This window comes from Leptotrichia sp. OH3620_COT-345 (assembly GCF_003932895.1).
Lineage (GTDB): Bacteria > Fusobacteriota > Fusobacteriia > Fusobacteriales > Leptotrichiaceae > Pseudoleptotrichia.
The window spans coordinates 54,743-76,070 of record NZ_RQYW01000002.1 but is presented as its reverse complement, the minus strand read 5'-3'; the positions used below and the strand labels follow the sequence as shown (position 1 = coordinate 76,070).

General features: G+C 30.4%; 16 protein-coding genes and 5 tRNA genes. 14 read left to right on the top strand and 7 right to left on the bottom strand.

Annotated features, from left to right (window positions below):
• Positions 1 to 37: 37 nt before the first annotated feature.
• From EII29_RS01570 to EII29_RS01545, 6 genes are read right to left on the bottom strand one after another with little or no spacing between them, the layout of a single operon-like run.
• Positions 38 to 1,006 (bottom strand): outer membrane beta-barrel protein, encoded by a 969-nt coding sequence (locus tag EII29_RS01570; RefSeq protein ID WP_125235788.1) that lies wholly within the window; start codon positions 1,004 to 1,006, stop codon positions 38 to 40.
• Positions 1,006 to 3,315, bottom strand: a complete 2,310-nt coding sequence (gene pelG / locus EII29_RS01565) for an exopolysaccharide Pel transporter PelG (protein ID WP_125235787.1) — start codon at positions 3,313 to 3,315, stop codon at positions 1,006 to 1,008. The genes EII29_RS01570 and pelG overlap by 1 nt, the downstream gene beginning before the upstream one ends.
• Position 3,316: 1 nt before the next feature.
• On the bottom strand, positions 3,317 to 4,735 hold the full coding sequence (gene pelF / locus EII29_RS01560; protein WP_125235786.1) for a GT4 family glycosyltransferase PelF: 1,419 nt from the start codon (positions 4,733 to 4,735) through the stop codon (positions 3,317 to 3,319).
• 25 nt (positions 4,736 to 4,760) lie between these two features.
• The gene (locus tag EII29_RS01555) at positions 4,761 to 5,699 is read right to left on the bottom strand and encodes a hypothetical protein (RefSeq protein ID WP_125235785.1); all 939 of its coding nucleotides are present in this window, start codon (positions 5,697 to 5,699) and stop codon (positions 4,761 to 4,763) included.
• A 1-nt stretch (position 5,700) separates the two neighbouring features.
• Positions 5,701 to 7,527, bottom strand: a complete 1,827-nt coding sequence (locus EII29_RS01550; protein ID WP_233573221.1) for a DUF2194 domain-containing protein — start codon at positions 7,525 to 7,527, stop codon at positions 5,701 to 5,703.
• The gene (locus EII29_RS01545) at positions 7,517 to 8,443 is read right to left on the bottom strand and encodes a hypothetical protein (RefSeq protein WP_125235783.1); all 927 of its coding nucleotides are present in this window, start codon (positions 8,441 to 8,443) and stop codon (positions 7,517 to 7,519) included. Before EII29_RS01545 ends, EII29_RS01550 begins: the two co-directional genes overlap by 11 nt.
• A 491-nt stretch (positions 8,444 to 8,934) precedes the next feature.
• Here EII29_RS01545 and EII29_RS01540 point away from each other — a divergent pair, with 491 nt between their 5' ends.
• The 14 genes from EII29_RS01540 to EII29_RS01475 all read left to right on the top strand — a co-directional run bounded on the left by EII29_RS01540 (position 8,935) and on the right by EII29_RS01475 (position 19,283).
• Entirely contained in the window at positions 8,935 to 9,537 is a 603-nt protein-coding gene (locus EII29_RS01540) for a hypothetical protein (protein ID WP_125235782.1), read from the top strand.
• Positions 9,538 to 9,730: 193 nt separating this feature from the next.
• Positions 9,731 to 9,807, top strand: a tRNA-Pro gene (locus EII29_RS01535).
• Between the two features lie 24 nt (positions 9,808 to 9,831).
• Positions 9,832 to 9,907, top strand: a tRNA-Gly gene (locus EII29_RS01530).
• 31 nt (positions 9,908 to 9,938) lie between these two features.
• Positions 9,939 to 10,014 (top strand) — tRNA-His (locus tag EII29_RS01525).
• Between the two features lie 3 nt (positions 10,015 to 10,017).
• Positions 10,018 to 10,093: transfer RNA gene (locus tag EII29_RS01520), tRNA-Lys, on the top strand.
• A gap of 22 nt (positions 10,094 to 10,115) precedes the next feature.
• Positions 10,116 to 10,199: transfer RNA gene (locus EII29_RS01515), tRNA-Leu, on the top strand.
• A gap of 194 nt (positions 10,200 to 10,393) precedes the next feature.
• Entirely contained in the window at positions 10,394 to 10,963 is a 570-nt protein-coding gene (locus EII29_RS01510; RefSeq protein WP_125235781.1) for a xanthine phosphoribosyltransferase, read from the top strand.
• A 57-nt stretch (positions 10,964 to 11,020) separates the two neighbouring features.
• Positions 11,021 to 11,803: a metallophosphoesterase gene (locus EII29_RS01505; protein ID WP_125235780.1), complete on the top strand. Its 783-nt coding sequence runs from the start codon at positions 11,021 to 11,023 to the stop codon at positions 11,801 to 11,803.
• A gap of 736 nt (positions 11,804 to 12,539) precedes the next feature.
• Entirely contained in the window at positions 12,540 to 13,766 is a 1,227-nt protein-coding gene (gene pgk / locus EII29_RS01500) for a phosphoglycerate kinase (protein WP_125235779.1), read from the top strand.
• 280 nt (positions 13,767 to 14,046) lie between these two features.
• Positions 14,047 to 15,822, top strand: coding sequence for an NAD nucleotidase (gene nadN / locus EII29_RS01495; protein WP_125235778.1), 1,776 nt, complete (start codon positions 14,047 to 14,049; stop codon positions 15,820 to 15,822).
• Positions 15,823 to 15,897: 75 nt separating this feature from the next.
• Positions 15,898 to 16,311: a MazG nucleotide pyrophosphohydrolase domain-containing protein gene (locus EII29_RS01490; RefSeq protein ID WP_233573220.1), complete on the top strand. Its 414-nt coding sequence runs from the start codon at positions 15,898 to 15,900 to the stop codon at positions 16,309 to 16,311.
• Entirely contained in the window at positions 16,308 to 18,050 is a 1,743-nt protein-coding gene (locus tag EII29_RS01485) for a bifunctional UDP-sugar hydrolase/5'-nucleotidase (protein ID WP_125235777.1), read from the top strand. The genes EII29_RS01490 and EII29_RS01485 overlap by 4 nt, the downstream gene beginning before the upstream one ends.
• Positions 18,051 to 18,105: 55 nt before the next feature.
• Positions 18,106 to 18,666: a hypothetical protein gene (locus EII29_RS01480; RefSeq protein WP_125235776.1), complete on the top strand. Its 561-nt coding sequence runs from the start codon at positions 18,106 to 18,108 to the stop codon at positions 18,664 to 18,666.
• Positions 18,667 to 18,833: 167 nt separating this feature from the next.
• Entirely contained in the window at positions 18,834 to 19,283 is a 450-nt protein-coding gene (locus EII29_RS01475; RefSeq protein ID WP_125235775.1) for an MliC family protein, read from the top strand.
• A 253-nt stretch (positions 19,284 to 19,536) separates the two neighbouring features.
• Here EII29_RS01475 and EII29_RS01470 read toward each other — a convergent pair whose 3' ends face one another.
• A complete protein-coding gene (locus EII29_RS01470) occupies positions 19,537 to 21,231 on the bottom strand; it encodes a M3 family oligoendopeptidase (protein ID WP_125235926.1) in 1,695 nt (564 codons plus the stop codon).
• Positions 21,232 to 21,328: the final 97 nt, after the last annotated feature.

The following is a 21,328-nucleotide window of genomic DNA, read 5'->3' as shown; positions in this document are numbered from 1 at the left end:
ATTGTATCATAAATATTAATCTTATAAAAATAATGATTTAGAAAATATATTCTATACCGAGTCTGGCATAACCTGCAAATCCAGATTTTGAATAATGGAAATCCTTAGATTTACTTTTCTCTATTCTGTATGAAGGTCCTATTTTCCCGAAAATTCTTAGACGATCATTCAAATTTTTTGAGTATAGTATATAAGATCCGATTGTTGATTCAATAGCATAATTTTCCTGTTTTTTCGGAATAAAGTTTTCTATTTTGAAATTCAGTTCAGGAGAAAATGCCCAATTTTCATTCAGTTCATATGTCCACTTTAATAAAGTTTCCCATTTGGATTTATTTATTTTTCTATATTGATTGTAATTCATATATTCATTTTCAAAAGTATTGCTCCATTGTATTCCATATCCGAGATTACTGCCTGTTTTAAGTGATACAAGTAATGAATATCCGTTTTTTAAGCTTCCTTTAACTCCACCTGCAGCGGCTTCAAATTCTACATAAGTTCCTCCTTTTCCTAAAGAAAGAAAAGATGAAATTTTCTGCCCTCCATAAAATTTATAAGTAGAAGTTCTTTGTATTTTTTTCCCGTCGGTTTCAGCATGATTAATTTTAAAGAAAGTTCTATAAGCCCATGTCGAATTTCCAATTTTTTTATCCTTATTTCTTCTTACAAGAGATATTTCATTATCCCAGACATGCGAATCAGGCTTTTCCCTGTTTTTTTCCTGATGAAATTCCTTTTCTATTTTATAGTTGAAGTCCCATAAGTTAGTGATGGATTGATATCCTTCGGCTAAAGTCCACTGATAAATGTTTTTATCGGGGCGGAAGTCAAATTCTGTAAAAGTGGAAAATTTATTTTGTTCTTTTACAGGATGATAAAAATTCAACTTTTCCACTCCTCTGTCTTTTAGTACAATATCGCCTTTTTCAAGATTTTCTTCTTCTGAAAAGGAAAATATCGAAAAAGCTGTTAAAGCAAAAAGTATTTTTAATTTTATTTTCATTAGTACCCCTTTATATATATTCCTTTTTTGTTAAACCCGTTTTTATCGTATTCATCTTCAGGTCTTTGTCCTTTTCTGTATCCTTCTCTGTCAAAGCCCTCTCTGTTATATCCTTGAGGATTGTAATAAGTTTTTGTTTTTTCATGTAACCCGTAGTAAGTCCAACCGTTTTTATCATATTCCCTTTTGGTGTCTTTGTTTATACCTTCATAATTAAATCCGTATTTATCATAAAGAGAGTGTGTAAAATGATTGTACTGATTTACATCAAATCCTCTTTCGTCATACTTTTTTTTAGTAACTTTATGAGTACCGCTTAAATCAAATCCTCCCCCGTCATACTTACTTTTAGTTTCTATATTCCAACCGTCTTTATTAAATCCTCTTTTATTAATTCCTTCTACATTCCACCCTTCAGGATTATAGTAATCTTTTGTTTTTTCATGTAATCCGTAATAGTTCCAACCATTATGATCATATTCTTTTTTAGTATCCTTATGAATTCCTGAATGATCAAAACCGTTTTTATCATAAGGGGAGTCGGTCAGAATATTGTAAAGCTCGACATTAAATCCCCTTTCATCATAAGATTTCTTTGTTTCTTTATGTATACCGTCAAAATCAAATCCGGCATAGTCATAAGGAGTTTTAGTAGCAGTGTTAAGACGAGACTTATTAAATCCTCTCTTATTAATTCCCTCTCTTGTGTAACCGTCTATATCATAGCCGTCACGGTCATATTGGCTCATTGTATGCCAGTTATTACGTGTTTTCGGATTAAATCCTCTTTTATCATATGCTGCATGAATATTGCAGCTTCCTAGAATAAAGAGAAGTCCTACTATTATTCCGATATAGATTTTTCTGTCTAACAGTAAACTGATTTTTTTCAAAAAGACACCTCCAACTTTATAATTAAAATTTTGTCTGAACATGGTTGTATAATTTAATGTATCAAATATTTTAGGGAACATATATATTGCCAGTCCGAAACTTATGAAAGAGGAAAGGAAAAATCCCATTCCTGTAAATTCTTTTCCCAGTTTTCCGAAAAAATATGTAAATATTAAGCTTGTTCCAAATAAAGTTGTAGAAAGTATAAGTGATTGCAGTCTTAAATCAAAGTAAAGGAACAAAGTAATTAAAATAGAAATAAATATTGCACAGAAAGTTCCGAAAATAGTTATACGAAATAAATCCAATAAATATGAGTCCATATCAAAATGGCTGAATATTACGTTTGCCAGTAAAATAAATGTCAATGATATAAGGAACTGAAGTTCCATAGCATAAAGAATTTCCTGATATAAAATTCGTTTCATTCTTTTTAGTGAATCCTGAATTTCCTCATAACGACCTGTCTGGGAAATACGGCTGTAATATTCCTTGTATATAGGTAAAAATTTTGTTTCAAGAAAAATTGTAAAGTAAATAATACTTGGAATAGCAGTACAGTATGAATAGAAAACTGCAACTTCGTATAGTGGGGAAATAATGAATACATTTGCAAGGAGATAAGAATCCCCTACAATCCAGTTCATAAAAACGTGTCCCCAGACACCGAGTATATAAAGAATTCCTATTGATACCAAACTGAAATATCCTTTTAAATAAACAAGGAATTCAAACTGATTTTTCCCTTTTCCCTGAAAGGCTCTAAGTATATACATTGAAGTTAGTACAAAATTCAGAAAGATACCTGCACTGTAGGAAAATAACATCCAGAAAGTCGGGGTTTCATTAATAAAGGAAACAGGATATTTTAGAAAGTAGTACCCTAAAATTACTGAAGTCATATTTCCTAGAAAAAAACTGAAAATTATAAAATGATATTTTTTCAGTAATGAAACAAAAATCATAGTAATCCATGAAAGACACATACTCATAAAAAGAAGTACAAAAGCTGATTTATAAGCCGGTGATAAATGTCCCCTACTTATAAAGATAAAACTTATAAAAAATGAAAGAATCCCTGTCAGTTTTATGCTTCCTAAATATGCTCCTCTTATTTTATGTATTTTTTCCTGAAAAATACAGTCTGAAACATATCTTGTAATAAGATACTGGAAAGCTCCTGTTAAAATCTGGGAAAAAATAAAAGCATAAAAAATACTGCTCATAAAAAGAGTCTGTTCAGTTCTTGATAAATTAATGCTTTTGGAAATCAAAATGAGTAGGTTCAGGGAAGTCGAAGTTATAATCCATGGTCCTACACTGATTGCGGCAGAAAAAACAAGGGCTTTTATATTCCCGAAAAGTTTTTCCTGTTCTAAAAATAATTTTTTTAATTCAAATCCTATTCCTGCCATTTTAACCTCCCAACTCATCATATATTTTTCTATAGTTTTCAATAAAATCTTTTTTTCTGTAATATTTATTTATTATTTTTTTCCCATTTTCAGAAAATTTCTGCAGTTTTTCAGGATTATTGTAAAGATTTACTAATGCTTCAGCCAAAGCTATATATGAAGTTGGAGGGATAATTACTCCTGCTTCTCCTATTTCTTTTTTTTCTATGAGTATTTCTCTACAGTTTCCTACATCAGTGGCAATAAATGGAATCCCTGAGGCAAGGCCTTCCAATATGCTGAGAGGTTGTCCCTCGGATATGGAAGTCAGAAGGAGAAGGTCGAGAAAAGAATAATATTCTGTTACGTCAGCCCGTCCCGTAAAGATGACTTTTTCCTTTAATTCCAGATTTTCCACCAATTGTAAGCATTCTTTATAGTAATCCTCATCTTCATCTGTAGGTCCGATAAGCCAGAGGACGGCATCAGGCATTTTTTCCGATGCAATTTTAAATCCTTTTATCATCATCTTCAGATCTTTAATTGGAACAACTCTTAAAACTGAACCTATATGAAATCCTTCTCTTTTTTTCTTTACAATGGAGCCATATTTATTTTCATCCACTCCGTTAGGTATAACTAAAGTTTTTTCTTCGGGAGCTCCGTATTCTATCTGTATCTGTCTATTGTATTCAAACAGAGAAATAATTTTATCGGCATATTTATAAGCGAGTTTTGAAAGATAATAAAAATAATCAATCCATATACTTTTAAAATCCCTGTCAATCCATGTAGCTCCTAAAATTTCCTCCTCCCTTTCACGGGGATAAATTCCGTGTTCAGTCAGAAGAAATTTTCCGTTTTTTCTATGAGCTATAAGGGAACATATAAACCCTGCATATCCTGTAGTAACACTATGATAAATATTCGCTTTAGGTACATTTTCCTGTCCTATTTTCAGCAGATTCAGTATAATGTTCCTATATGTCCAGTAATATGTACTGAAATTACCTTTGGAATGGTATTTTTCGTAGTATTTAAGTAAGACATTCCAATATTCTTTACTTAAAACAATTTCAAGAGGTGTACCTAATTCCTTTGAAAAAACATTTTCCAGTCGATCCAATTTTTCCTGCTCTTCGGTTATCTGAAAACGAAGCAGCTCTTCAATACTTTTTTCCTTATTTTGATTTTCTTCCATACCGTCTTTTAAAACTTTCAAGTAAGAAAAATCTAAATAAGGATCCATATAGAGATTTTTAATTTCTATGACATTTTTAGGTATTTTATATTTTAGTTTTGCAAATTCCTTATTGGGAATGATGCAGAGTATTTTAAAAAAATGTTGAGGGTTGGATGTAATCAGTTCATGAACCCATGATGAAACTCCCCCGACTATGTAAGGGTATGAACCCTCGCATATAAAACAAATAACAGCCATTGCTTAACTCCTTTTTACCTTATTTTCAAATTTCAGCCAAAAAATAAGGGGCTTCAATATCAGTATGTAATTCACTGTATCTTTTATATTCTGAAATCATTTCTTTAAGACGGTTTTCTTTATATAGAAATTTTAAATATTCTGAAATAATTAATGTATCTGAATACTTCTCAATGTATTTTTTTAAAAGCACTTCATATTCTTTTTTCATATTCATCTGTCTGTATAAGCTCAGTTGCTCTATTTCAAAGTCTTTACTGTTTAATTTCAGTTCATTCAGTAATTCGAACATTTTTTTCTGGTAAAATTCCAGAATTGGACCGAAAAGAAGTCCTGAAGCGGTATATTTTTTATATAATTTATAAATTTTGTAAGTATCCTTTTCTCGAGAATTTTCAGCAATATTTATTTCTTCCTGTATTTTAGTATCTATTTTATTGAGCTCTGTAGCGGCATAATGTATTACGTCTATATTTTCATCTAAAAGAGCTCGCTGTAATATTTCAGTTTTCATGGAAATATCCTCGGGTTGATAGGAAAAGAGAAATTTTTTCTTTTTTTCCGTATTATCCGACATAAGCAAATCGTAAGAGTTCATTACATCAAAATCAGATTTCAGAAAACTTTCACTACTTGTATCCTTCTTTTTCAGCTCCTCATAAAGTATTTCTTCTACAAGTGACTGAGAAACTGTCCATTTCAGTAGGAGGAGGTCAAGAAATAGCAAAGAAACTCCTATTAAAGGAAAAAATATAAGAAAAATATCATAATAGCCTATATCTTCCTTTAATAAAAAATGACAGATTCCTATAAAGGTAAGAACCGAAATTTCGTGAAGAATCCAAAAAGGACTTTTAAAAGTTGAAAGATTTTTTGGAGTATAAAAATATTTTATTATTATTATTTCTATAACAAACAAAACTGCTGTTAATAAAAACGTAATCATTTTTTTCCGTTTAAACATTTTAATCACCTAAATAAATTGTGGTATCTTCATTATTTATTGAAACAAGATAAATCCTTGTATTTCCAGTGTTGTAAACTTCTCTGAATGTACCTGAAGAAATTTTATTAATTTTTTTGTTTCTTACTCTTATTAATGTATCAAAAGGATCTCTAAAATTTTCTACTCCTACATGAATTTCATTTCCCAGTTTTTCAGAGAAAATTTTAATATCTTCAATGTTTGCATATTTTTTTGTCATATCTACGGCTCTCATAGATGTAAGAAAAGGTATATTTGCCTCAACATCTATAAGAATTTTTTCAAATTCTCCTTTTAATTCCGCCCATGATTTGTTTCTACTTCTGTCTTTGGATATAAGATCATCAGGATGAACAAAATGTGACCAGTAGCCATAAGTGGCAATGGCATTGTACAAACTCCACATTTCATTATTATCGTAATAGAATCCTGAAGAAAATCTGGGAAGATTGTATAAAGACGGAAAATCTCTATTACGTTCAACTTCCTGTACATACGCTCCCTCATCTGAATTACCATAAAATATTGCAGAAACGGTATTCATATCAGGAAAGTTTTTTACAATAGCTTCCAGTCCTTCGTTTCTTATGATGTTACTTGGAGGAACATATGTATATAGTTTTACTTTGCTTCCGAAAAGTTCCTTTACATAGCTTTTTATCTGATTTATACTTGCCGCCATATCTTCCTGATTTTCCCATGGAACATAATTAAGCGCTTTAAAATTTACTTCCTTTCTGTTATAAACTAAAGGATTATGGTTATAGCCGTGGACTCCCAATTCGCCGTGATGTAGAAACAGTTCTCTTCCTTCAAGACTCAAATCCTTCAATGTAAGATCGGAGATTCTTTTCATATTTTCCTTACGGACTGTATGATTATAATCAATGATTATAAATCCGCTGAAAATAATATTTCTCCGTTTGGCAATTTCGAGCATATCTTTCCACCATATCTGCTTATAAAAATCCCTTGTACTTATATGATAGTGATTGTGGATATTTGAGTTTAATGTACGGGGTACAGGGGCAGGAAAATCATCTATATGCATCAGTTTTGCATTTAAAATGGGTGTGATATACCAGTCATTTCCATATCCAATCCATTGATTCATAAGTCCTCGTGTTATTCTGTCGGCAAAAAATGATGCATTTGTATATAAAATAAGACCTTTTCCATAAGTTTTTTCCCAAAGTAAGGGAATATTTTCCTTACTTCTGGCAAGGATTCTAACATCACTGTCAATTTGTACCTTCATGGTAGGATGTACTACTATTTCTTTTGTAGGACTGTATTTATCAAGACCCGGAAAAAGTTTTTCAGAAAAGAAAATTTCTGAAGAATTTTCAACTAAGGAATCTACTTTTTTAATTCCTGCAATTTCATTAAAGGGATTATACGGGGTATTATTTAAAAATATAAGTTTTTTTCCTTCAAAAGTTTCTTTCCGTATAGTTTCAAACATACTTTTTTGAAACCCTATAAAAGTTTCCGTTGCAAAAATAAAAGTATCGTAATCCGATGTAGGTATTATTTCTCCGATATCTGCCACAGTGTAATTTATTTTATTGTACTTGAACATATGCTCAAGATTATAAAGTATATTCATTGACTGTTCAGATTTTTTATTATAATATACAAGCATTTTCTGAGTACGTTTAAATGGATATTTGGAATTTTTAGGAGCTTTTTTTTCAAAAGATACTTCCTGTGATATTGAAAAATAGCTTCCCTTGTTTACTATACGATTTACTTGTAAAAATAATTCTATAATGAGAATTATAATGAAAAAATACTTAAATTTCATAATCTTTTTTTTCCTTACTTTTATTTCTTTCTTGAATAATTTTCAATGCATTGTTAATCTCCGAAGCTATAATTTTAAATACTTCAAAGTTATAGCTTTTAGATGTACTGTAAGTAAGACTTTCTACTTCCAGAAATCCGTTAATTTCCTTTCCTGTAAATAAAGGAGCGATAAAAACGGGATTTTTTCCGTTTAAATCAATGGGAAATTCTAACGGTACTCCTTTTTTAAAAGTTTCCATAAATCTGTGGGCATTTTCTGAAGTTATCGGCATTTCATTTTCAATGAAAGAATCTGAAAGCTGTACTTTATTTTCCAGAATATTATTTTCAAGAGTAAAAATACCCGCTTTTTCACAGTCCAGAAACTGTTTCAGAATATTCATGGAATCTTCGTAAACTGCCTCTATATTCGTTTTTTCGAAAAGGTTTTTCTTTACATTCTGAAAGGAAAGAATGCTTCCTTTACTTTGTATAATCTGGTTTTTCAATGAAAGATTTATATTTAACAATTCTGAATTTGTTTTTTCCGCAGATTCCAATAAAGATTTAAGGTTGTACATTTCTCTTTTAAGATCTTCTTCTCTAGTTTTGTAATTTGTCTGAAACCTTCCAAGAAACATGGCAATAAATAAAAACATAAGGAAAAACTTATAATACTGAAATTTTAGAAGAAAAAGAACCATGTCATTTCCTAAAGCTGAGTATACATAAATATATCCCAATGTAGTAACCAACGCACTTACAAATCCGAGATAAATCCCGTAACGTAGAGCCATAAAAGCTACAACTATTGCCAGAGGATGTAAATTCAAAATTAAAAAATGTTCTTTTGAAAAAGGGAGAAAATAAAAAATAACGATAACTACTAAAGTATACACAGAACTTTCAAGTAAACATCTGAATAAATTTTTCATAAATGTCCTCCATTTCTTTGTTGAGTTTTAAATTGAAGTTTTAACAAACAAAAGAATCCATATTATTCATATTATAAATAAATATGAATAACTATTTCTTTTATTTTAATTAGTAATTTAAAAATAAAACTTTAAAGTATAATTATAAAAAAGAAAGATTTCTTTATAATTGTATAGTTGAATTTAACTCACTAAGTATAGCAAAATTAATGTTTTTTTTCAACAAGATTTTAAAAGAAAAAAAGTGTTTTTTTTATTACTCTAAAAGCCTTAAAAATCAAAAGGAAATTTAAAATACAGATTGTTTTTATAATATAAAAATAATTTATTCATTTTAGTAATATATTTTTTATAATTTATTAACGGAAGAAATAGAAAAAAGAAAATTTTTATATTTTGTTGTGGGAAAGTTAATAAGAATTTTATAAGAAAAATAATGTATAATATGAAACAGAATAAAAATAGTTTATCTGAATGAATAAGGAGAAGAAATGAAAAAGTGGAGTTTACTGTTTTTTTTAATTTTGACGGTATTAGGATTTTCAGCAACCGATAAGGAAGCTGAAGAAAAAATAAAGAAGGAAATGGAAAAAATAATGGAATATCATAAAACAGGGGGAAGGGATGAAAGGGAAAAACTTCTGATATCAAACAGGTTAGACAGAAATTCCGTCAGTTATTTTATTATGGGAAAAATGGGAAGTATAATGTTAGAAGGACATAAAAAGTCCGAATATAAAATAAACAGCATTCAAGTACGTGGGAATGAAGCGGAAATTGATATTGACTATAAAGGACCCGATTTAAGACAGGAAGCGGAAAAGTTTCAGAATGATTTTGAAAAAAAAGCTGAAACTGTTGAAAAAATTAAGCAGATGTCAAAAAAAGATTCTAAAAAATATATAGCTCAAGAATTTGAAAAATATATGATAAAAGAATTAAAATCCGGAAATGTAAAATATTACACTAAAAAGAATTTAAAATTAAAAGTGAAAAAAATAGGTAACTGGGATAACCTGAATTTGGATAGGGATTTTCTCAATATACTGTCTTTGGGAATAATGGATACTTTCCATTCAATAGCCGGTCTTTAGACAGAGATTTGTAAGAATAGTCATATGACGGGCGGATATTTGAGCAAATTTTATGAGGCTTTAATATTCGCTCTTTTTAAATGTCTGAAAGTAAGAGTTATAAAAAAGAAAAGAAATAATAAAAAAGTTATTGACAAAAAAAATAAAAAATGATAATATAATTTTTGTCTGATAGAAATATCATTTTGTATAACGGTGCATAGCGCAGCCCGGTAGCGCACCTGCCTTGGGAGCAGGGGGCCGCAGGTTCGAATCCTGCTGCACCGACCATTTATTTTATAATACATTTTTAATGCGGGAGTAGCTCAGTTGGTAGAGCGTCAGCCTTCCAAGCTGAATGTCGCGAGTTCGACCCTCGTCTCCCGCTCCATTTTTTTTTAAAAGAACGGTGAAATATTATGGTGACCGTAGTTCAGTTGGTAGAGCGCCAGTTTGTGGCACTGGTTGTCGCGGGTTCAAGTCCCGTCGGTCACCCCATATGAGCCATTAGCTCAGTCGGTAGAGCACATGACTTTTAATCATGGTGTCACTGGTTCGATTCCAGTATGGCTCACCATTATAATTAAATAAAAAATGATGCGAGGGTGGCGAAATTGGCATACGCACTAGACTTAGGATCTAGCGTCTCTGACATGAGGGTTCGAGTCCCTCCCTTCGCACCATATTTAAAGATTTATTTAGTAACTATAGTTTAAACTTCAAAATAATTTATAAATATTATTAAAGTACCTAAATGACCTAACAGTCGTAATTTAATTTTACGATATTTCATAGCAATGAATAACCTAATTTTATGAGAGAGTGTTTCTAAAAATGCTCTTTTTTTATAGATTTTAAAAGAGAGGGTGAATATAAAGTGGAATATTTAAAAAGAAAAATACTTAAAGACGGGGAAATAAAAAAGGGAGGTATACTGAAAGTTGATTCTTTTCTGAATCACCAGTTGGATATAGAATGTCTGAATGAGATAGGTAAGGAATTTCAAAAGCTGTTTTCAAATATGGATGTAACAAAAATACTTACTATAGAAGCCTCAGGAATAGCTGTGGCAGCAATAAGTGCTCAATATTTTAAGGTTCCCGTTGTTTTTGCAAAAAAAACGGAAAGTAGAAATTTAAGTGAAGTAATTTATGTAAGTAAAGTATATTCATATACAAAGGATAAAACTTATAATATAAAAGTATCCGCTGAATATTTGGATAAAAAGGATAAAATATTAATTATAGATGATTTTTTAGCTAACGGTTCTGCAGCACTTGGATTGCTTGATTTAGCGGAACAGGCCGGAGCTGAAGTTGTAGGAATAGGAATTGTAATAGAAAAATCATTTCAAGATGGTGGAAAAAAGTTAAGAGAAAGAAACATAAATCTGCATTCTTTGGTAAAAGTAGAATTTAATGATAAAGATGAAATAATTTTCAGATAATTTGAGGAATGTCAGAAAATATAAGAAGTACGATATTCTCGGAAAGGAGATAAATAAATGTCAGATAAAATAAAAAAATTACTGTCAAAATTCAAAATGGTTAAAAAATCAAAATTATCTAATGGAACTTTATTCCGAAACAGTATCAAAATAGAAAAAATTCATGAAGAAGATTACGATAGAATTTTTATAACTTCAGATATACACGGACATTATTCTTTATTTCAGAAATTATGGGGTAAAATAAGACCCACAAAAAATGATTTGCTCATTATACTTGGGGACAGCTGTGACAGAGGTCCTCAATCATATGAGTTGTATAAAAAATATAAAAATCTGTCAGAAGAGGGATATAACATAAAGCACATTTTAGGGAATCATGAAGATATGCTGAATAAAGCATTGAAATCGGGAGATAATGGATTATGGTATCACAATGGGGGAGAAGAAACCGATATTTCTTTTTTTAACAATTCCGGTATGACTTCTGAAGAATGGGAAAAAATGGGGAAAATAAAAAGTGTAGAATGGTTTGTAAATTGGCTGGAAAATTTACCGTTAATAATAGAAGGGGATAAAAATATATTTGTTCATGCGGCTTATGATACTACAAAAAACATTCAAAAACAGGAACATAGATTTTTAGTTTGGAGCAGAGATGACTTCTGGACAGGAAATAAAACGGGAAAGGCTATTTATTTCGGGCATACTCCTAGTAATGACGGGAAAATAAGATATTATGTAAATGATGTATGCTGTATTGATACGGGATCATACAAGACCAAAATTTTGGGCTGTATAGAGTTAAATTCAAAGGAAGAGATTTATGTCAAGAATTAGAAAATACAATCAGACTTACTGAGATTTTTTAAGCAACTAATAGAAAAATAAATTTGCCGTCAGGGATGAATGAGAAAAAACTTATGGAAAGTAATATTAAAAAAATTGGAGAAGGACTGAAAGGTCTTTTTCTTTTATTATAATTTAAAATATAATTTATAATAAATAAAACTATGGGGAAATTATAGTAAAATAGATTGGAAATAATAGTGAAATATTAAATAACAAATTATTTTAAAAATTGAAAAAGATGATAATTTTTAAATTTTACATATTCCGATTTCGATTATTTTTTGAAAAATTTTATCATAAGAGGAAAAATAAGTCAAATTATAAATTTTATATGTTTTTATTTTTTATAAAATTAGTTGAATATGGTATTTTTTAAATATTGTTTATAGTTAGAAAAAGACAGTTTTGAAAATATTGATCATAGTATACTAAGAAATTGTTTTAATTTATTAAATCATATGTTTATCTCAACCAGATAATTTTTATAAATCCGGCAAGATTTTTTATTAGTGTACAAAAAATAAAAAATGTTTATATTACACTGAAATAAAAGTTTCCTTGGAAAAGTACAGATAAAAATGAAACTGTAAAAACGGAAAATATATATTCAGTATTTTACCGGAACTTTGTTTTATATATTGAAATATCTCTTGAAAATACACTCAAACAATGCTATAATGCTAATTAAATAGAGAAAAAAATAATTTAATTTTAGGAGGAAGCAATGGCTAAAAAGACATTAAAAGATTTAGATGTAAAAGGGAAAAAAGTATTAGTAAGAGTTGATTTCAACGTACCTATCAAGGAAGGTGTTATTACTGACGATAACAGAATAAAAGCGGCTTTGCCTACATTAAACTATATTCTGGATAATGGAGGGAAAGTAATAGCATTTTCTCACCTTGGAAGAGTTAAAGCTGAGGAAGATAAAGCAAAAACTACTTTAGCTCCTGTTGCTAAAAGATTGGAAGAAGTATTGGGTAAAATAGTGAAATTTGTTCCGGAAACAAGAGGGGAAGCTTTGGAAACTGCAATTAATGAATTAAAAGATGGGGAAATTTTAATGTTTGAAAATACAAGATATGAAGATTTGGACGGGAAAAAAGAATCTAAAAATGATGCTGAGTTAGGAAAGTACTGGGCTTCATTAGGAGATGTTTTTGTAAATGATGCATTTGGAACTGCACATAGAGCACATGCATCGAATGTCGGAATTTCTTCAAATATTGCTGAATCCGCAGCAGGATTTCTGATGCAAAAAGAGATAGAATTTATCGGAGGAGCTGTTGATAATCCGGTGAGACCTTTTGTTGCTATTTTAGGAGGTGCAAAGGTTTCTGATAAAATAGGAGTTATTGAAAACTTACTTGATAAAGCCGATAAAGTAATTATCGGAGGAGGAATGATGTTTACATTCCTTAAAGCATTAGGTAAAAATACAGGAGCTTCATTACTTGAAGAAGATAAAGTGGAGCTTGCAAAATCATTAATTGAAAAGGCAAAAGAAAAAGGTGTGGAACTTGTGCTACCTATAGATACCGTTGTAGCTAAAGAATTTAAAAATGATACTGAATTTAAAACAGTTTCCGTGGATAATATAGAAGACGGATGGATGGGTCTTGATATAGGTGTTGAATCTATAAAATTATTTGAAGATAAATTAAGAGGTGCTAAAACAGTAGTATGGAACGGACCTATGGGTGTATTTGAAATGTCCAATTTTGCTAAAGGGACTATCGGTGTATGTGAAGCAATAGCTGAATTAAAAGAGGCTAAAACAATAATCGGTGGAGGAGATTCGGCGGCAGCGGCAATTCAATTGGGATATGCTGAAAAATTTTCACATATTTCTACAGGTGGAGGAGCTTCTCTTGAATATCTTGAAGGAAAAGAACTTCCGGGAGTAGTTGCAATTTCTGAAAAAAAATCTTCCGGATGTGGTTGTAAATAAATGAATAAACGGTTATCTCAAAATATAAAAACGGTTTTTATTTAATAAAAATCTTATTATTGCAGATAGAAATTATAATAATAAGGAGTAACGACCGAATATAGGACATTAAATGTTCTCATTTGAGGTAACCTTTTTTATATACTGTATGAAAAATTCATGAAAAGGTCTTAAATAAATATAAATAAAATTTTTCTGGCTTTTTTTCAAAATCGGGGTATACTTTAATGAAAAATAATGACATAAGAGTCATTACATAATTAAAATTTAAGGAGGAATCATGAAAAAACTACTTATATTGGCTACTATAGCTATAAGTATGACGGCTTTAGCAAAACCGGCTAAAAAAGCAGTCACTTCAAAAGGGAGAGGACTGGAAATAAATATTATACATGTAAATGACCATCACTCTCATTTAGAAGAAGAAAAGATGGATCTTGTTCTGGACGGTAAAAAAACTACTGTCCGTGTTGGAGGATTTCCGAGAATGAATCAGAGGATATCGGATCTCATGAAAAACGGTAAAAATAATCTGGTACTTCATGCAGGAGATGCTCTGTCAGGGACACTTTATTATACTTTATTTAAAGGGAAAGCAGATGCGGCATTAATGAATGCGGGGAAATTCGACTTATTTTCATTGGGAAATCACGAATTTGACGATGGAAACAAAGTACTGAAAGATTTTCTCGATGAATTGAAAATACCCGTAGTTTCAGCAAATGTAGTTCCTGATAAGGGAAGTATTCTTGAAGGAAAATGGAAACCGTATATAATAAAAAGAATAGGCGGACAAGATGTTGCAATAGTAGGCCTTGATGTAGTAGGAAAAACGGTACAGTCTTCAAGTCCGGGAAAAGATATCAAGTTTTTTGATGAAGTTGAAACCGCTGAAAAAGTTGTAAAAGAACTGGAAGCAAAAGGAATTAACAAAATTATATTTTTATCTCACGCAGGATACGAAAAAAATCTTGAAATAGCTCAGAAAGTGTCAGGAGTAGATATTATAATTACAGGGGATACTCATTATTTATTAGGGGAAGGATTTAAGGAATACGGATTAAATCCGGTTGCCGAATATCCTAAAAAAGTTATTTCTCCTGCAGGAGAACCTGTATACGTTGCGGAAGCATGGAGTTATTCGTATCTTGTAGGAAATCTGAAAGTCGGGTTTGACGAAAAAGGTGTAATTATAAAAATGGAAGCTAATCCTACAATAATGCTCGGAGATGAAATATTTGAAAGAAAAAATGAAAAAGGTGAAGTATATAAACTTGAAGGAAAAGAAAAGGAAGATGTTATAAAATATGTAAAAAGCCGTAAAGATATAAAGTTCGTAAAAGAAGAAGCCAATTCTAAAAAAGTGTTGGAAAAATATAAAGCGGAAAAAAATGAATTAGGTAAAAAAACAGTAGGGAAAATTAAGGGAGAAATACCGGGAGGTTCTGCTAACAGAATTCCGAATGATAAAAACCCTCACGGTTCTATGGCTACAAGACTTGTTTCAGAATCAGTTTTACATAAACTTAAAAATATGGGGACAGGAGATATTGATCTTGTTATACTTAATTCGGGAGGAGTAAGAATCACTTTGGATCCGGGAGAATTTTCTTACGATAATGTTTACACATTATTACCGTTTACTTCAAATACAATTTACATATTGAAAATGTCGGGAGCTGAAATAAAACAGGTTATAGAAGATGCATTGAACTTTGTTTTTGAAGGAGGATCTTCAGGAGCATTCCCTTATGGAGCGGGAATAAGATATGAAGCATCTAAGGAAGGAAGTCTCGGTACAAGAGTTAAGAAAGTTGAAGTATTTGATGCAAAAACAAATAAATGGATTCCTATTGATATGAAAAAAATGTATAATGTAGGAACAAACTCATATATAGCAGCAGGAAAAGACGGATATGCCACATTCGGAAAAGTAAATAGTGAAAGACCGGGAGTAAATACATTCTTAGGAGTGGAAACTGCATTTATTGAATATCTGAAAGAAAAAGGAGAATTGGAAAAACCTGATTCAGCAAATGTAATTTTTAAATATTAATCCGAAAATATATAAAAGAAATCGTGCCGCTCTCAAAAAAAGCGGCTCGGTTAATGTTATAAGGAGGTGGAAAATTTGTCAGGTAAAGATAAAACTGAAAATATGACAATAAAAGAATTTCAATTTTTGATAAAACATATAGAACAGGGAAGTCTGAAAGAAGAAAAAAGAGACGAAAGAAACCTCAATGGAAAAAAAGAGAATGGGCAACGACTTATATTAAAGTTAATTGAAGAATTTGGAGAACTTGCGGAAAATATAAGAAAAAATATCAGATACACCGGAAATAATATAAAAGGGACTATTGAAGAGGAACTTTTTGATATTTTTTATTATATTGCTGCAATAGCGAATGATTACGGTATTGATTTGGAAGAAATTTTTTATATAAAAGATGAATTGAATAAAATCAAATACAGTAGAGAATTTACAATAGAAGAAGGAAGGGAAAAGTATAAAAAATTGAAGAAAGAAGGTAAAGTAAAATGAAAAAGAGGCTGATAAGTTTATTTTTAATGATGGCAATGTCTTTATTTGCCAAAGAAGTAAAAATTGTATTTTTAGAAACATCTGATATTCACGGAAGACTTTTTTCATATGATTATGCGGTTGATGAGCAGAAAAGTGATAATGGTCTTACAAGAATAGCTACTCTTATAAAACAGCAAAGAAAAGAAAATAAAAATGTAATTTTAATAGATAATGGAGATTTGTTGCAGGATAACAGTGCCGAGCTTTTCAACAACGAAAAAGTTCATCCGTTAATAAGAACTATAAATGATTTGAAATTTGATGTTTTTGTATTGGGAAATCATGAATTTAATTTTGAAAAATCTTTTCTGGAAAAAAATATAAAGGCATTTAAGGGGGATGTTCTTGCAGCTAACGTAGTAAGAACTGATAATGGAAAACATTTTGTAAAACCTTATATAATCAAAAACATAGAAGGAGTGAGAGTCGCTATAGTAGGATTTCTTGTGCCGCATATTCCCACATGGGAAGCATCTACTCCTGAGCATTTTGAAGGTCTGAAATTTTTATCAGGAGAAGAATCTCTGAAAGATATTCTTAAAAAATTGGAAGGAAAGTATGATGTACTTGTCGGTTCTTTTCATTTAGGGAGAGAAGATGAAAAAGGCGGTGACGGTATTCTCGAACTTGCCAAGAAATTTCCTCAGTTTGATATAATTTTTGGAGGACATGAGCATGCGGTGTATAATACTGAGGTGGGAAATGTAAAAGTAATAGAACCGGGAGCTTATGGAGCGTATCTTGCCAAAGGAACGGTAACTTATAATACTGCAACAAAGAAAAAAACAGTAATAACTGAAAATATTTCTTCTAAAAATGTTCCTGAAGATGAAGAAATAAAAACAAAATATTCATATGTAGATAAAAAATCGAAAGAATATGCTAATGAAACTGTGGGAGAAGTAACTGAGACATTTATAGCAAGACCGGATTTTATAACAGGAGAAGATAAAATTACCACAATGCCTACAGCAATGCTTATGGAAACACCTATAATCCAGTTAATTAATGAAGTTCAGAAACATTATGCAAAAGCTGATGTTTCAGCTGCCGCAATATTTAATTTCGGATCGAATTTGAAAAAAGGTCTGTTTAAAAGAAAAGATGTAGCATTTATTTACAAATTTACAAATACTCTTATAGGAGTGAATATATCAGGAGAAAATCTTCTGAAATATATGGAATGGTCGGCAAAATACTATAATCAGTTGAAACCGGGAGATTTAACAATAAGTTTCAATGAAAATGTAAGGGGATATAACTATGATATGTTTTCAGGGGTAAACTACAAAATAGATATAACAAAACCTGAAGGACAAAGAATAGTAGATGTGAAAATAAACGGACAGCCGATTGATAAAAATAAAATTTATAAGTTGGCGGTAAACAATTATAGATACGGGACTCTTTCCACTTTAAAATTAGTAACCGATAAAGATAAATATTATGATTCTTATTTGGAAATGCAGGATAACGGAAGAATGAGAGACTTAATAATAAAATATATTACTGAGGAAAAAAACAGAAAAGTAACACCTAAACTTGATAAAAATTGGACAATTATAAATTATAATTTTAAAAATCCTTTATTAAAAAAACTGGAAGAAAAAGTGAAAAAAGGAACGGTGAAAATTCCTGTTTCCAAAGATGGAAGAACTTTAAATATACAGTCTGTAAAAGAAAGTGAAGTGAAATAACGGGAATTAAATACAATACTGCAAATATGCAGTGTATTTATAAGGAGATACGGAGATGAGGAAAAAGATAATAGTTTCGTTATTGCTGTTATTTTCAGTGTCAGGTTATGCAGTAAAGAAGACAGTTATAAAAGTGCTGCCGAAAGTTGAAATAGAAGGTAAGTTTAACGAGGAAAAAGCAATTTTAAACTATGTGAAAAAAGAAGGGTATACTCCAAAATCGGACATAAGAAACACAACTGACAAGACTATGGAAGAAGAAGTGAAAGAAATCGAAGCTGAAAAAAACGGAATTACTTACACACTGTTTGTCAAAGCTGATGAGGCAAGTGGAGTTGTAGTAACCGTAGATTCAATAGTAAAAGAATATTATGATGTTTTAGAACAGATAAAAAAGGAACATAGCAAAATATTGAAAATTGAAGCAGCTACTTATGCCAAAGGTATTGATGTCATTTTATATCCGAGGGAACATATAATTTCAAGTGAAATAAAAGTCATAGGAACAAAAGTTGCAAGTAAAATAAGGGGAATTAATCCTGTTCCGGGAAAAATAACTTTAGTAATTTATGATATTTATGATCGAAGCAGGATTTTATATAAAGAAGTTTTTTAAAAATAAGATAAAATTAATATTTTAAAAGTATTTTTACCTCTTTAAGACTAATTTTTTTATAAGATAAGTTTATATAATCTATATGAAAATACAAAAATAGATAAAAGAAAAAAAGGGTATAAATTATTTGTAATAAAAAACTTAGAAAAGAGGTGATTTTATTGAAAATGAGTAAAAAGATTATGGCGGGATTATTTTCTGCAATACTGGCAGTAAGTTGCTCATCAGGTGGAAATGGGAAGTCAGTAGCAATGGAAAAAGATATTACAACAACAGTTACATCTTCTGATAATATGATGTCTGAGAATAAGATGAGCGATACTATGACATCTGAAAGTAGTACCGATAAAATGGAAATGACTGAGAATAAAATGACAGAAAGTATGAAAAAGACATATACTTGTGGGAAGATTACAGTAATGGTTGAAAGTATGGCTGGCGGTGAGGAAGTTGCATTAACTAACGGAACAGGGACTCATCAGCTAAAAAGGGCAGTTTCGGGAAGCGGAGAATTGTATAAAGATTCTAAAGGATTGTCAATACATATGAAAGGTGATGAAGCTGTTTATAAAGCTTCTGCAAAATCAAAAGATATAGTTTGTAAAGTAACGGAGTAAATTTTTTAATTAATGGAAAGAAAAACCCTATAAAGCTTTAATAATTAAGGCCTTACAGGGTTTTTTAAAAGTCGTATCAAAAAACTATCTAACTTGGATTATTTTCTATTCGGAAATATTTTAATCGCTAAAAAGTTGTGAACACTGCTCCACTTAAATAAAGATTTTTTTATGTTTAATTCCTACATTTTTTCTCCGAAATAATTTGAATGTCGAAATTTTTCTTGATATTTAAAATTTTTCTAAAAATTTTTTATAATTTCATATCATCAATATTGTCAAGAAATTTTCTTATTTCGGGAATAATTGAAGCTATAGTTCCATCAATGAAAGGATTTTTTAAGTCAACTTCTTTAAGTAATTCAAGGAAAGGTTTACTTCCGCCCAGTCTACACAAATGCAAATATTTTTCCCATGCTTTTTCCCTATTTTCTCTTGATTTAATCCAAAACTGGAAAGCACACACTTGTGCAAGTGTATAATCAATGTAGTAAAACGGACTTCCAAAAATGTGTCCTTGTCTGAACCAGAATATACCTTCTTTCAGTTCTTCAATTTCTCCGTAATTTCTTGTAGGTAGATATTTTTTTTCTGTTTCAATCCATTTTTTTCTTCTTTCTTCAGGAGTAACTTCAGGATTTTCATATACCCAATGCTGAAATTCGTCCACTGTAACTCCGTATGGTATAAATAGGAGGGCTTCAGAAAGATGGATAAATTTGTACTTGTCGGTATCATTTTCAAAAAATAAATTCATCCATGGCCATGTAAGAAATTCCATGCTCATTGAATGTATTTCACAAGCTTCATAACTTGGCCATAAGTATTCAGGAATTTCATATTTTCTGCTCTCGTAAACTTGGAAAGCATGTCCCGCCTCATGAGTAAGCACATCCACATCATGTGCCGTTCCATTAAAGTTTGCAAATATAAACGGTGATTTGTAATTAGGTATATATGTGCAATATCCTCCGCTCATTTTTCCTTTTTTTGAAAGAAGATCAAGGAGATTATTTTCAGTCATAAAAGTGAAAAATTCGTCAGTTTCTTTAGAAAGTTCGTGATACATGGTTTTTCCATGATTTAAAATCCATTCGGGTTCGCCGTGAGGGTTGGCATTTCCTGAGTTGAATTTTATCGGTTCGTCATAGAAATTCAGCTTATCAAGTCCGAGTCTTTTAGCTTGTCTGTTTCTTAATTCCGAATGGAGAGGAACAATATTATCATAAACTTGTTTACGATATGAAGCAACCATCTCAGGATTGTACTCAAGTCTCGAAAGTCTTGCATATGCCAATTCCACAAAGTTTTTAAATCCGAGTTTTTTAGCGATTTCAGTTCTTACCTTTACGAGAGAATCGTATATATTGTCAAATTCATCTCTGTTTTCGGCAAAAAATTCGGCAACTTTTTTAGCTGCATTTTTTCTTATATTTCTGTCTTTGGATTGAGTATAAGGAACCATTTGAGAAAGGTTTCTTTCTTCTCCGTCAAATAAAATTTTTGCACTTGCAATTAACTTGTCATATTTACTTGACAGTTTGTTTTCCTCCTGTAAATCAGGAATAATGTTTTCATTGAAGGTTTTTAATGAACATTCAGCCAAATTGAACAGAAATTTTCCGTATTTTTTTTCAAGTTCGGCTCTGAATTTTGATGTTGTAAGTGCCTTGTAGAAATCCGTTACAAAACCGAATAAAATAGGATTTATTTCATCGCAGTATTCATTTTCCTCGTCATAAAACTTATCTGTAGTATCAATGCTGTGTCTGATTGAAACAAGGGTAGTCATAGTATCTATATGGTTTCTAAGAGAAATAATTTCATTCATATATTTACACTGCCCATCAACTGTAGAAGAATTTTTAAATTTTTCAATCAGTTCATGAAACTGTTTTTTTACAGGTTCAATTTCAACTCTTTCATATTTGTAATCGTTAAAATTCATAATATTTGTGTATGAACGGATTAAATTCATACATCTCCTTTCCATTTAAGTTTAATTGGTTTATCTGATTTCATTATACATAATTTAACAGTATATT